At 57.2% G+C, this 13,372-nt stretch carries 11 protein-coding genes and 1 other RNA gene; 3 read left to right on the top strand and 9 right to left on the bottom strand.

Going from position 1 to position 13,372, the window contains the following annotated elements:
* Positions 1–57 precede the first annotated feature (57 nt).
* Positions 58–798, bottom strand: coding sequence for a transcriptional regulator FnrL (fnrL, locus tag JXR15_RS17050; RefSeq protein WP_422054402.1), 741 nt, complete (start codon positions 796–798; stop codon positions 58–60).
* 67 nt (positions 799–865) lie between these two features.
* Between fnrL and hemN the strand changes: the two genes are divergently transcribed.
* A complete protein-coding gene (gene hemN / locus JXR15_RS17045) occupies positions 866–2,221 on the top strand; it encodes an oxygen-independent coproporphyrinogen III oxidase (protein ID WP_422054401.1) in 1,356 nt (451 codons plus the stop codon).
* Between the two features lie 45 nt (positions 2,222–2,266).
* Here hemN and JXR15_RS17040 read toward each other — a convergent pair whose 3' ends face one another.
* The 7 genes from JXR15_RS17040 to JXR15_RS17010 all read right to left on the bottom strand — a co-directional run bounded on the left by JXR15_RS17040 (position 2,267) and on the right by JXR15_RS17010 (position 10,720).
* A complete protein-coding gene (locus JXR15_RS17040; protein ID WP_422054400.1) occupies positions 2,267–2,713 on the bottom strand; it encodes a GNAT family N-acetyltransferase in 447 nt (148 codons plus the stop codon).
* Positions 2,710–4,290 carry an ABC transporter ATP-binding protein gene (locus JXR15_RS17035; protein ID WP_422054399.1) on the bottom strand — a complete coding sequence of 527 codons (1,581 nt, stop codon included), beginning with the start codon at positions 4,288–4,290 and terminating at the stop codon, positions 2,710–2,712. The genes JXR15_RS17040 and JXR15_RS17035 overlap by 4 nt, the downstream gene beginning before the upstream one ends.
* Entirely contained in the window at positions 4,287–5,393 is a 1,107-nt protein-coding gene (locus JXR15_RS17030; protein ID WP_422054398.1) for an ABC transporter permease, read from the bottom strand. Before JXR15_RS17030 ends, JXR15_RS17035 begins: the two co-directional genes overlap by 4 nt.
* Positions 5,393–6,481, bottom strand: a complete 1,089-nt coding sequence (locus tag JXR15_RS17025) for a microcin C ABC transporter permease YejB (protein ID WP_422054397.1) — start codon at positions 6,479–6,481, stop codon at positions 5,393–5,395. Before JXR15_RS17025 ends, JXR15_RS17030 begins: the two co-directional genes overlap by 1 nt.
* A 4-nt stretch (positions 6,482–6,485) precedes the next feature.
* Complete coding sequence (locus JXR15_RS17020; protein WP_422054396.1) at positions 6,486–8,429, bottom strand: extracellular solute-binding protein; 1,944 nt, start codon at positions 8,427–8,429, stop codon at positions 6,486–6,488.
* Positions 8,430–8,668: 239 nt separating this feature from the next.
* Positions 8,669–8,765, bottom strand: an RNA gene (gene ffs, locus JXR15_RS17015) — signal recognition particle sRNA small type.
* A 65-nt stretch (positions 8,766–8,830) separates the two neighbouring features.
* Positions 8,831–10,720, bottom strand: a complete 1,890-nt coding sequence (locus JXR15_RS17010; RefSeq protein ID WP_422054395.1) for a bifunctional 2',3'-cyclic-nucleotide 2'-phosphodiesterase/3'-nucleotidase — start codon at positions 10,718–10,720, stop codon at positions 8,831–8,833.
* 211 nt (positions 10,721–10,931) lie between these two features.
* On the opposite strand from JXR15_RS17010, the gene nudC reads away from it, so the two are divergent.
* Positions 10,932–11,906: an NAD(+) diphosphatase gene (nudC, locus tag JXR15_RS17005; protein WP_422054394.1), complete on the top strand. Its 975-nt coding sequence runs from the start codon at positions 10,932–10,934 to the stop codon at positions 11,904–11,906.
* A gap of 41 nt (positions 11,907–11,947) precedes the next feature.
* Entirely contained in the window at positions 11,948–12,415 is a 468-nt protein-coding gene (locus tag JXR15_RS17000; RefSeq protein WP_422054393.1) for an SRPBCC family protein, read from the top strand.
* A 73-nt stretch (positions 12,416–12,488) separates the two neighbouring features.
* Here the strand turns inward: JXR15_RS17000 and JXR15_RS16995 are convergent, their stop codons facing one another.
* The gene (locus JXR15_RS16995) at positions 12,489–13,325 is read right to left on the bottom strand and encodes a prephenate dehydratase (protein ID WP_422054717.1); all 837 of its coding nucleotides are present in this window, start codon (positions 13,323–13,325) and stop codon (positions 12,489–12,491) included.
* Positions 13,326–13,372 lie beyond the last annotated feature (47 nt).

Here is a 13,372-nt window from a genome sequence, read left to right as displayed (position 1 = left end):
GCAAAACAAAAGGCGGGGACTACCCCGCCTTTTTCTATGTCTGTCGGTGCACTGGCTTTAGGCCATCATCCCACCGTCGGCATCATCACCCGCTTCGTCCATCAGGCGCTCAAAACTTGGGACGGTGACATGACGCTTGCCTTCAAGCTCGATCACCCCGTCCCGCTTCAAAGCAGACATCTGGCGGCTCACGGTTTCCAGCGTCAACCCAAGGTAGTCCGCCATCGCCTCACGGGTCAGCGGCAGATCAAACACAATCCTGCCAATGGTGCCTTCCAACTTCAGTGAGGCATCCCGACGCCCAATGATCGACAACAGGCTGGCAATCTTCTCTCGTGCTGTCTTGCGGCCCAGCACCAACATCCATTCGCGCGCCGCGTCCAGCTCATCCAAGGTCATTTCAAGCAAACGCTGCGCCACATGTGGGGTTTCCACCATCATGCTTTCAAACGGCTTACGTCGGAAGCAGCACATCACAAGATCTGTGGTTGCGACAACATCGTAACTCGCAAACTCACGCCCCGGACGGCCAACAAAGTCACTTGGAAGTAGCAGGCCAACCATCTGTGTCCGGCCGTCTTCCATGGTCTGTGTCAGCGACGCGATCCCAGACACGACAGAGCCGACAAACTCCATGCGGTCGCCGGACCAAATAACCGTCTGACCGGCTTCAAAGCTGCGGTAATACTTGATGCCATCCAACGTCTCGAGTTCGTCAGCGTCACAGCGCGCACATACGGCCCGATGTTTGATCGGGCAGCTTTCACAACCAACCGTAAGGTCCAATGTCTCGTTCATACCTGTTCATACCTAGACTTGATCTGGGTCAAGGGTTCGCATTTCCCATTTCTTTATGAGTACGCTTATGGAACAGGAAAAACAATTGGCCAAACTCGGACTGTTTGACGCGAAAGTTCCGCGTTACACAAGCTATCCGACAGCCCCGCACTTTAACAACGACGTGACGCCAGACACTTACAAGGCGTGGATTGAAGCGATTCCAACCGGATCGCAAGTCTCACTTTACGTGCATGTGCCGTTTTGTCGCCGCCTTTGCTGGTTCTGCGCCTGCCGCACCCAAGGCACTTCCACGCTCTCCCCGGTTGCCACGTATGTTGAAACGTTAAAAGGCGAACTCAAAATCCTAAAGGCTTCGCTGCCTGAAGACGTCACGCTCTCCCGCCTTCATTGGGGCGGCGGCACGCCAACCCTTCTTGATCCCGGCATGATGGAAGACCTGGCTGGCGCTATCTTCGACGTCGCGCCCATGGCGGCGGACGGCGAGTTTTCGGTTGAGATCGACCCAAATGAGATCGACAATGCGCGTTTGGCAGTCCTGGCCAAAGCTGGCATGAACCGCGCCTCCATTGGCGTGCAGGATTTTGACGACGAGATCCAAAAAACCATTGGTCGTATTCAAGGCTACGACATCACCCGCGATGCGGTTGATATGATCCGCGCGCATGGCGTCAAAAGCGTGAATGCAGATATTCTGTTTGGCTTGCCACATCAGACCCAGGCCCGCATCACCGAAAGCGTCCAGAAGCTTCTGTCGCTCTCCCCGGATCGCGTGGCGCTCTATGGGTATGCACACGTGCCGTGGATGGCCAAGCGTCAACAGATGATCCCCTCGGACGCTTTGCCAACGCCCCAAGAGCGCCTCGCGCTCTATGAAACGGCGCGCAAACTCTTCCTGTGGGACGACTACGACGAAATTGGCATCGACCACTTCGCCACCAAAACCGACGGCCTGTCCGTGGCCCAACGCAACGGCACTCTGCGCCGCAACTTCCAAGGCTACACCGACGACACCGCTGATGTGTTGCTGGCCGTGGGCGCGTCTTCCATTGCGCGTTTCCCACAAGGCTTCGCGCAGAACGCCCCGGCCACCTCGGCCCACACCGGTGCGATCCGAGACGGTCGATTCTCCACCTCTCGTGGCCACACCTTCACCGACGATGACCGTCTGCGCGGCCGCCTGATCGAGGCGCTGATGTGTGACTTCCGTATTGATGCGGATGAGATTGTTGACCGTTTTGACATCTCCCGCGCCGAGCTCAACGAGATGTTCTCCAAAGTCATGGCAGAATTTCCGGACGTGCTGGCACTGGAAAGCGGGGCCTTAGTCATCCCTGAGGCAACACGCCCGCTGACCCGCATCATTGCGCGCGCGTTTGACGCCTATGACATGAGCAAGGCTCAGCACAGCGCGGCGATCTGATCTCCCCGATGTGTGAAGACAAATAGGCCGGCCCTCTGGGCTGGCCTATTCTGGTTCTGGCACCCACTGATAACGCGTGTCGAACTCTTCTTGACCCGTCACCTCAAAGCCATGCAGGCGGTAGAACTTGTTGGCGGCGCTGCCTTTGAGCGCCATCAACCGCACTGGCAGGTCTCGCTCGGCCGCATCACGCAAAATCCATTGCAGGATCATACTCCCAATCCCACGCCCTTGCTCCTCAGGCGCGATATAGAAATGATCGAGGTAAAGGTGATCCTCGCGGTCACGCAGCTCAAAAAAGCCCAACAATTGTTTGCCCGAAAACACCATCGTGGTGTCTTCGGGTACAAACGTGTCCAAAAACCGCCGCCGCGCCCGCTCCTGATTGAACCGGCCCACAGCTTCAAGACTTGGCTGCATCGCCTTCACACGTAGGTTGGCCAAACGCTTTGCATCGGTTGGCTTCGCAGCATCAAAACGCAGACTGGTCACCCTGGAGCCGCCGCCAGCAATTCACGGGTGTAATTGGTCTGTGGATTGTCAAACAACGCTTCTGAGTCGCCATGCTCCACCACATCCCCTGCTTTCATCACCATGATCTTATGGCTCATCGCCCGCACCACATGCAGATCGTGGCTGATGAACAGGTAGGCCAACCCATATTTCTTCTGCAAATTGCGCAGCAACTCCACGATTTGTACTTGCACAGTCATGTCGAGCGCCGAGGTCGGCTCATCCAGTACCACCAGCTTGGGCCGCAAGATCATCGCTCGCGCAATCGCAATCCTCTGCCGTTGACCGCCAGAAAACTCATGGGGATAGCGATCCATCGCCGCCGGATCGAGACCAACCTCAACCATGACCTCGCCAACCAGGGTGCGCGTATCGCGCCCATCTGGATTGCCGTGTACACCAAGCCCTTCAGAGATAATCTGCTCGCAGGTCATGCGCGGGCTCAGGCTGCCAAACGGGTCTTGAAACACAATTTGCATATCTTTGCGCAGCGCTCGCAGCTCTTTGGTGCTCCACTTGCGCACATCATGGCCGTCAAAGGTGATTTTGCCCTCACTGCCAATCAACCGCATGATCGCCAAGGCCAGCGTGGTCTTGCCGGAGCCACTTTCCCCCACAATGCCAAGTGTTTCTCCGGCACGCACGGACAGGCTGGAATCATTAACCGCTTTCACATGCCCAACTGTACGCTTGAGCAATCCCTGCTGGATCGGGAACCACACCCGCAAGTTCTCAGTCGACACCATTTCTTCGGCGTTGCTTTCCACCGGTTCAGGAATGCCGCTTGCCTGCGCACTCAACAGAAGCTGCGTGTAAGGATGCTGCGGATTGTCGAAAATCTCGGACACCGGTCCGGCCTCGACAATCTCGCCATCCTTCATGACGCAGACTTTGTCAGCAATCCGCCGCACCACGCCAAGATCATGGGTGATGAACAACAGCCCCATGCCTTCGCTGGCCTTCAACTCCGCCAACAACTCCAAAATCTGCGCCTGAATGGTCACGTCCAGTGCTGTGGTCGGCTCATCCGCAATCAGGATGTCGGGCTTATTGGCCAACGCCATGGCAATCATCACCCGCTGCCGCTGCCCACCGGACAGCTGATGGGGATAAGAGCTCAACCGTTGCTCCGCATCTCGCAGCCCAACTTTCTCCAGCAACTCCAACACCCGCGCCCGCGCTTTGTCGCCGGTCACCCCTTGGTGCAGCGCCAGACTTTCGGCCAGTTGCTTATCGATGGTGTGCAACGGGTTTAACGAGGTCATCGGCTCCTGAAAGATAAAACTGATGTCATTGCCGCGCACCTTGCGCAGCAGCTTTCCCGAGGCGCCAACCATCTGCTGACCCTCATAGGTCACCGAACCCGCAACCTCTGCGCTCTCCGGCAACAAAGACACGGTAGACAAAGCCGTGACCGACTTTCCGGACCCGGACTCGCCTACCAGCGCCACGGTCTCGCCGCGATCCACGGTGAAGGACACGCCTTTCACGGCTTCCACCCGCTCTCCGTCCTGCCGGAATGCCACGCGTAGGCCTTTGACCTCCAAAACGCTCATGAAAAAGTCTTCCTTGGGTCAAACGCATCGCGCACGCCTTCAAAGATGAAGACCAGAAGCGACAGCATGATGGCAAAGGTGAAAAACGCGGTGAATGCCAACCACGGCGCCTGTAGGTTTTGCTTCGCCTGAAGTGTCAGTTCGCCAAGGCTTGGCGCCGAAGACGGCAAACCAAAACCCAGGAAATCCAATCCGGCCAGTGTGCTGATTGTGCCCGTCACGATAAACGGCAACATGGTCACGGTCGCCACCATCGCGTTTGGCAACATATGGCGGAACATAATCACCCGATTGCTCACGCCCAACGCCTTGGCCGCGCGCACATACTCGAGGTTGCGCGCCCGCAGGAACTCTGCCCGCACTACACCCACCAGAGCCGTCCAACTGAACAACACCGTCAGCAGGACCAAAAGCCAGAAGCTGCGCCCCAGAATCGCGAACATAATGATGATGATATACAGGCTTGGAGTCGCCCCCCAAATCTCGATCACCCGCTGAAAGATCAGATCCACCCAACCGCCAAAGTAGCCTTGAACCGCGCCCGCAACGATACCGATGATGCTCGCCGCTGTGGTCACCACAAGGGTAAATATAATCGAAAGGCGGAAGCCATAAATCACCCGCGCCAATACATCACGCTTGCGGTCATCGGTGCCCAGCCAATTCTGGCTGTCAGGCGGCAATGGCGCCGCACCTGCGCGATCCACGGGAGTGTCATAGCTGTAGGGGATCGGAGGCCAGAGCGTCCAACCTTTTTTGAAAACTGCATGGTCAAATGTGCCAGCCGCAACCTGTTCCAACATGTCCTCAGGCACATCAAAACAATCTTCCACACCACCGGTTGTGATCAAACACTCCACCACCGGATCATTGTAAACCGCCTCAGTTTTGAAATCCCCACCAAAGGTGGTTTCGGGATAGAAGTTGAAGATCGGCGTGTAGAATTCGCCACGGTAGTTGATCAGGATAGGCCGATCATTTGCAAGAAATTCGGCAAACAGCGACAGCACAAACACCACCGAGAAAATGATCAAAGACCAAAGTGCGCGCCGGTTGCGCTTGAAGTTGCTCAAGCGCCGTTGGTTCAGAGGAGACAATGCCATCAGCCTTCCCTCTTCTCAAAATCGATGCGTGGATCCACAAACACGTACATCATGTCAGAAAGGATCCCGACCACGAGCCCAATGAGGCCAAAGACAAACAGAGTGCCAAAGATCACTGGATAGTCCCGCGCCACCGCAGCTTCAAAGCCCAGCCTGCCCAGTCCATCGAGCGAGAATATGGTCTCAATCAACACCGAACCGCCAAAGAACACGCTGATAAACACCGCCGGAAAGCCCGCGATCACAATCAGCATCGCGTTGCGGAACACATGGCCATAGAGCACCCGTTTTTCCGTCAGCCCTTTGGCCCGCGCCGTCATCACATAGTGTTTCTTGATCTCATCCAGAAAGCTATTCTTCGTCAGCAATGTCAGCGTGGCAAAAGCCGCAATGGTGGACGCAAGAACCGGCAAGGCAATATGCCAGACATAGTCGAGCATTTTGCCAATCATCGTCAGGTCTTCAAAGTTGTCCGAAGTCAGTCCGCGCAAAGGGAAGATCTTCCAATAGGAGCCCCCGGCAAACAAAACCAATAACATGATCGCAAACAGGAACCCCGGGATGGCATAACCCACAATAATGGCACCTGACGTCCAGGTATCAAATGGCGTGCCATCTTTCACAGCCTTGCGAATGCCCAGCGGTATAGACACAATGTAGGCAATGAGCGTTGACCAAAGCCCCAGCGTGATCGACACAGGCATTTTCTCCAGCACCAGATCCGTCACACTGATTTTGCGGAAATAGCTCTCGCCGAAATCCAGACGCAGGTAGTTGCCCATCATCGTCAGGAACCGCTCCAGCGGCGGTTTGTCAAAGCCAAACTCTTTCTCCAGCTCCTCAATGAACTCTTTGGGCAATCCCCTTGCCCCCAAGTATTCACTGTCTGAGCCAAAAGTCTCCTCCGTGGCGATGTCTTCGCCACCACCGGCAAAGCCCGCGAACACATCGCCCTCGCCCTGCATCTTGGCAAGGACCTGCTCCACAGGCCCGCCCGGCACAAATTGCACCAGTGTAAAGTTGATGATCATGACCCCAAGCAGGGTTGGGATCACAAGCAACAGTCGTCGGAGGATATAAGCGCCCACCGGATTACTTCCGCAACGCGCCAGAGGCGATCAACGCCTCATGCTTGTCTTTGTTGTACCACCAGAAATCCAACACACCGACCGCATAGGGCGGCAGCTCTTCCGGGCGCTCATACATATCAAAATACGACACCCAGCTTTCGCCGACATATCCTGAATGTGCCATGATGCGCTCATAGCGCAAAGCCCGGTCCAAAGCTGTCAACGCGACCACTTCGTCTTCGCGTGTTGTGGTTGCTAGCGCGGCATCAATGATCGCATCCACGGCGGAACTGCGCAGTGCAGATGGATTATAGGTAGACACCTCGGCTGTTTTGGAGCCAAACATCTGGTGCAACCCCGTGCCAGCGGCCGCAAAGGACCGATAGCGGTTGTAGATCATATCGTAGTCTTTATCGATCCACCGCTGCTGCGCCTGCGCGCTGTCAACCTTATCGGCTTTGACTTTGATGCCCCAGTTGGCCAGCGTTTTCACGTAGGTTTCAATCAGCGCGAGACGGGTTTCATCCCAAGTCGCAATCACAAGACAATCCAGCGACATCTGTTTGCCGTCGCCATCCACCATTTCACCGGCGTCATTTACGGTCCAACCGGCTTTCTCAAACAACTTCAGCGCCGCACGCTTGTTGCGACGGTCAATTGGATTGGACGGGTTAGACGTGTGCGGCACAACCGCTGGTTCGGTCAGCATTTCTGCTGGAACCGCATCGCCCAGTGATTGCAGAAGCTCAAGTTCTGCGCCTTCCGGCACACCTTTGGCTTCCCACTCCTGGCCTTCAGCAAACGAACTTCGTTGCGTGGTCAGCTCATACTGAAGCGACTCGCGCACCCATTCGAAGTTAAACGCCAAAGAGAGCGCATGACGGACATCGCGGTTATCAAGCGGCGCGCGCAGCGTGTTATACAACATGCCAAAATTTGTCGGCGCAGACCCGCTGGGCAGCGCCTCTTTCTTCACGGTGCCGTTCTGGATGCCAGGGAAGTCATAGCCTGTCGCCCACCGCTTGGTAGAGCCTTCTGAGCGGTAGGTGAACTCGCCAGCCTTGAAGGCTTCAAATTCTGCGGTAGCGTCGGTGAAATACTCAATCCGGACTTTGTCAAAGTTGAACCGCCCTACATTGGCCGGGTGATCCCAACCCCAGTAGTTTGGATTGCGGACATATTCGACGTAGCGATTAAACTCGTAGTCGCCAACTTGATAGGGCCCGGAGGCCATTGGCGCCAAGATAGACGGTTCATCCAACCGCTCGCCGGTTTCTTTGTACCAGGCTTCTGAGAAAATGGGCGTGCCGCCCACTTGGCTGATCAACGATCGGCGTGAAATGCCCTCGGCGAAAGTGTATTTGATTGTGTGATCGTCAATCACTTCAACGCCGGTGATCCGTTCTTTCACAGACCGTGCATAAGACCGGATGGCCTGCTCCAAAAACAGGTTGTGGGTAAACGCCGCGTCCTGCGCCCGAAGCGGGGAGCCGTCGCTAAAAACCACATCATCGCGCATGTGGAACACACACCATTCCTGGCTTTTAGGATACTCCACCTCTTTCGCAATCAAACAATAGCTGTCGGTGATGGAATCCGCTGGTGCGCCGCCACCCCAAGGCATTTCGGCAAACATGCTTTCTGCCACAACGCCTGCGCTGGTTTCCGGGTTGCCGCCTTTCCAGGAATACCGGTTGAACCCATCAAAGGTGCCGCGTGTGCTCATCGTGATGGTGCCGCCTTTTGGCGCATTGGGGTTCACATAGGCAAAATGCGGATAGTCCGCCGGGTACTGCAGATCGCCAAAAAACGAATAGCCATGGGATCGGATGAGTTCATCCTCATTGGCCCATGCCATGCCACTCCCAAGCCCGGCGCCAATTGACAATGCACTCCCGCCCATCAATCGCAGCGCCCCGCGGCGATCAAACATTGGCCCGGCAATTTTGAATGTCTTTTCTTTCATTTGGCCCCTCCTGCGCCCGCGCGCTTGTCAGCGGAATTCTTACCTTTCAAGCTAAAGGGGGTGGGCAACAACATTCAAGTTCGGAATGTATCAACAGGCCGTGATTCCGCCCAGAGGCGGCAAAATCTTGCTTTTCTTAACACTTTCAACGCTCTGAGCATCTGGGACCCTGTGGTGGGCCAACACCAAACCCACCGTAAAAACGGCGATCCATCGCGTTCTGAAATGCAGGGAGATTGGGTGAGAGGCTGGACAACGACCCAAGCGGGGCTCGTTACGGCTGCTTCCTTCCGGATCTGACCGGGTTGGCGAGGCGCTCGCCCGCGCCAACCTCTCAAGAGGCGATATAGGCGGAACGGATCGAAGTTGCAAGCCAACCCACTCAAATGCTGCCTAACTTTTCAAAGACGCGCCATATCCAGCTCAAAGCGGGCAAATCCACCCTCAACCGCGCCCAGCCGGCGCATTGGCAACCCGGCCAGCTCTAGATACGCCGCCGCGCCAGGTCCCGTATCAAACACGGCTTTCACGCCCTGCATCCGGTGCAACTGCCAGGTCTCCAACGTCTCGTCGCGCCGCCCCGATGTCTCGGCGATGTGCTGCGCCAAAACATCCCGCACCCGTGCAGGCGCAATCTCAACCACCTGCCCTTGCCCCATGGCAGGGAAATTCCCGCCGCCGCCGCCGCGATAATCGTTGGTCACAAGCAAGAAGTCCTGTGAAGGCGCAATTTGCACGCCCCGCCAGCAGATATTTCCAACCCGCCTGGCCTGCGGGTTGATCAGGCTGCCATCCATCGCATAACGCGCCGGTTGCGACAGATCGACCGTGTAAGACAGCCCGTATATCGCCTCGCGATTATAGGTTGGCGTGTCCCGATCATAAAGGAACTGATCCTCTTCGCCGGCAAACAACTGGTTGTAAACGGCACAGCCCTTCTCCAGCCACTCTACAATATCCCGCCCACACGTCTGAACCACGCTGACATGATTAGAATAAGGCTGCATATCCGCAATGACCCGCGCCGACACCGCACCTGGCGCCACATCCACATAGTGAAACGGCCCCGCGCGCCCGCCACATTTCAACGGCGCCACTGACGCAATCAACGGCAGGGTCTCAAGCCCGCTGCCAGACAATTCGCGCCGCACAAACGCCAGCTTTGCCTCCGCCACCAACCGCGACGCGCAATCGTCCTTCACCATCGAAAAGTAGCTTGTCACCGGCCCGGTCACGGTACCAATGGTGCGGCGCATATTGGACAGCGTTAGGCTATGCGCCCCCTGTACCGCTGAAACGATGCGAGGCGATTCCACTGGCGCGGCGCCGCTTTCAGAGCGCAAGTCATGCACCTGGACCTCTTGTGTCTCAACGCGCCACCCTTCAACCCCGCGCACCAAAGACAGATCAATCTGCCCCACGTGGGTCGCATAGACGCCCGGCATCACGGCAGGCGTGCCATGCAACGTCCCGGCCACCGGATCGATTGCCTCAGTCAGCCCAAAACTGGGCGAGGGAAACACCCGGTGCACATGTCCAGCGACAACCGCATCCACACCGTCCAATCCGGCCAACGGCACAGAGACATTTTCCGTCTCCTCAGCATGGTGGTTATCCCTGATACCACTATGCGCCAAGGCCACAATCACATCCGCCCCCATCCGGCGCAGCTCGGTCACCTGCCGCCGCGCCGCCGCCATCATGTCCTCCGCAACCAGACGACCGGCAATGCGCAACGCGTCCCAAGCCACCACTTGTGGCGGCAAGACCGAAAACACCCCCACCCGCAGATCATGCACTTGCCCGCGCTGATCTGTCACCGGGCGGGTCAACAGCGCATGAGATTGCCACAAATCCGCGTAAACCGACGCATCCCGGTCTCGGCTCAAGTGCAGGTTTGCGCAGAGCACAGTGGGCAAAAGCGCCTGAAGCGCCGCCCGCACATCCTCGGCAGGCATGTTGAACTCGTGATTGCCCAACCCGATGGCATCATACCGCAAGGCATTCATGGCCTTCACAACCGGATTGTCCGCCCCAACACCCGCACCGCCTTCATATGGGTCTGCAATCGCAGCACCTTCCAAAAAGTCGCCATTGTCAAACACCAGTGTCGCCGGAACCTCATCCCGCGCAACCTCAATCACCGTTGCAGCTCGCGCCAAAGACCCCAGCTCTGTCGCACAGTCCTTACTGTAATCGTAATCAAGCAGCGTCGCATGCACATCACTGGTCGCCATGATGCGCAGAGCAACACGCGCTCCTTCAGACCCTTTCAGGCGTGTGTGTGACACAACAGTTCCTTAGATTCGTTCCGGCGCCTAGGGGGGACTAAATTCAAGTCTCACAGCCAGCAGGCCGCCCTAGTCGTGCCCAGTGTGCGCAACTCTAGAATGATTGTAAATCACAAACTACCACAGCTTTGAGTACAAACCGTTCTGTTCAAACAGATGTGATTGCAGCCCACCGCGCAACGTGCCACCTCTGTGCCAACAGGAGAGCATAATGCGACACGCCGAAACCGTTACCTTCGGGGGTTCCGCCCTCAACCGCGCCGCCGAAATCCGCGGTGAAGACGCCAACGCCCGCGTCACACAACCCGACAGCCGCAGCATCGTCCTTTGGCGTGGCAAGCCTCTGTTTAGCGGCGAACACTGCGATCAATTGGTCTACCTCCCCACCAACCATCCGCTGCTTCAAGAAGCCAAGGAGCCACCGGTCCCGCCAGTTTTTCTGGGCCTCTCAGAGGACGGCAGCGCGCTCTACGCCCACGACATTTCCGCTTGGACGCCACCAGAACTGGACGAAACCCAACTCCAGCAGTTCTTTGACCCAACGCAACAGCACCATCCATCGCTGCCCGCTGACCATCTGTTTGTTGAGTTACGCGGTGTCATGGCTCATCTCGCGCCACGCGACGCCGAACTGGCGGCCACTGCACGTTCCATTTTTGCTTGGCACCGCTCCCACCGCTTCTGCTCGAACTGCGGCGAGGAAAGCCGCATGGCGCAATCCGGCTGGCAACGGGATTGCCCCGCCTGCAACACCTCCCACTTCCCCCGCACCGACCCGGTGGTGATTATGCTCATCACCAAAGGCAACAAGGTGCTGATGGGCCGCTCTCCGGGGTGGCCAGAGGGCATGTACTCCCTGCTCGCAGGGTTTGTGGAACCAGGCGAAACACTCGAAGCCGCCGTCCGACGCGAGGTTTTTGAAGAGGCAGGCGTGCGCGTCGGCGCCGTGTCCTACCTCGCCAGCCAGCCCTGGCCGTTTCCCTCGTCTCTGATGTTTGGCTGTGCAGGCGAAGCGCTGAACGATGACATCACGCTGGACCCAAATGAAATCGAAGATGCGCTTTGGGTCAGCCGCGAAGACATGCTCACCGTGTTCTCTGGCCAACACCCCACGTTGAAACCCGCGCGCAAAGGCGCCATCGCACACTTCCTTCTGCGGAACTGGCTTGCGGACAGGCTCGAATAACGCGACTATAGCCGCAAAACAGCAGCAGACGCAGAGGCACCATGGAACTCACCGGCAGAGAAGACGTCGACATCCCAATTGCACAGGCATTTGACATGCTGACGGATGTCGAAGTGTACGAACGCTCCGCCCTGCGCCGCGGCGCAGAGGTCACCCGCGTCGACTCTCTCGCCCGTCCTGGTGTGGGCGCCAAATGGGAAGTCGGCTTCCAGTTCCGCGGCAAGGCCCGTGAGTTAAACCTGGAAATGACCGGATTTGACGCGCCCAATGAGATCGAGATGAAAGCCATCCTGCAAGGCTTGGAAACCGACATCAAAATCGAACTTGTCGCCCTCTCGCGCACCCGCACCCGCATTCAATTCTGGTCCGGTATGCGCGCCAACAGCCTGTCTGCCCGCCTTCTGCTGCAATCGCTGAAACTGGCCCGCAGCTCTCTGAACAAACGCATGGTCAAACGTATGGCCACCATGCGCGACGATTTGGAAGACCGCTACTCGCGCATGGCGTAGGGCCAGCCCAATGTAATCCGGAAACGAAAAAGGCGCCCATCGGGCGCCTTTTGTTTGTTACTTGGCTGGCAGCCTACCGAACCGCGTCCCGCTCCGCTGGGTACACACCCAGAACAGTCACGTTATTGGTGAAATACCGCAACTCATCCATTGCCAGCTGCACAGAGCGATCCTCTGGATGGCCTTCAATATCGGAGTAAAACTGTGTCGCGGTGAAGCTGCCATTGACCATATAGCTTTCCAGCTTGGTCATGTTGATGCCGTTGGTGGCAAAGCCGCCCATCGCTTTATAGAGCGCAGCAGGGATGTTGCGCACTTCAAACACAAAAGTGGTCATCATCTTATGATCTGTCCGGCGAGCATAGTCCGGCTCACGCGACATAATCAAGAATCGCGTGGTGTTGTGACCGTGGTCTTCCACATCTCGCGCCAGCACATCCAGCCCATAGATTTCAGCCGCCAGCTCTGACGCCAACACACCTTCGTTGCGCGTCTTATGCTCGGCCAGCTCCCGCGCTGCCCCTGCACTGTCCGCTGCGGAATATCCCTTCATGCCATGCGACTTCAGGAAATTGGCTGACTGCGGCAACAGCACCAGATGCGCGCGCACCGTGTCGATCTCCTCCATCGGCACGCCCGGCAATCCCATCAGACTAATCCGCACCCGCACAAAGGCCTCATCAATGATGTGCAGCCCGCTTTCCGGCAACAGACGGTGAATGTCCGCAACACGCCCATAGGTCGAGTTCTCAATTGGCAACATGGCCAGATCCGCCTGACCACTCTTCACCGCGTCAATCACCTCCTCAAAGGTGCGGCACGGCATCGCCTCCATCTCCGGCCGCGCTTTGCGGCAGGCTTCGTGGGAGTAAGCGCCCGCTTCCCCCTGAAAGGCGATCCGATTGGTCAATTGGTCCATTTTGTCCCTCTTCTCCCCGGTTTCTGCGCAATTTTTGT

The sequence above is a fragment of the Shimia sp. genome (assembly GCF_049116215.1).
Classification (GTDB): Bacteria; Pseudomonadota; Alphaproteobacteria; order Rhodobacterales; family Rhodobacteraceae; genus Shimia.
This window is presented reverse-complemented; position numbering and strand designations above follow the sequence as displayed.

Excerpts from the sequence above, each read along its gene's own strand:
- fnrL (WP_422054402.1), bottom strand. The coding sequence starts at position 798 with ATGAACGAGACATTGGACCTTACGGTTGGTTGTGAAAGCTGCCCGATC.
- hemN (WP_422054401.1), top strand. The coding sequence starts at position 866 with ATGGAACAGGAAAAACAATTGGCCAAACTCGGACTGTTTGACGCGAAA.
- JXR15_RS17035 (WP_422054399.1), bottom strand. The coding sequence starts at position 4,290 with ATGAGCGTTTTGGAGGTCAAAGGCCTACGCGTGGCATTCCGGCAGGAC.
- JXR15_RS17030 (WP_422054398.1), bottom strand. The coding sequence starts at position 5,393 with ATGGCATTGTCTCCTCTGAACCAACGGCGCTTGAGCAACTTCAAGCGC.
- JXR15_RS17020 (WP_422054396.1), bottom strand. The coding sequence starts at position 8,429 with ATGAAAGAAAAGACATTCAAAATTGCCGGGCCAATGTTTGATCGCCGC.
- nudC (WP_422054394.1), top strand. The coding sequence starts at position 10,932 with ATGCGACACGCCGAAACCGTTACCTTCGGGGGTTCCGCCCTCAACCGC.
- JXR15_RS17000 (WP_422054393.1), top strand. The coding sequence starts at position 11,948 with ATGGAACTCACCGGCAGAGAAGACGTCGACATCCCAATTGCACAGGCA.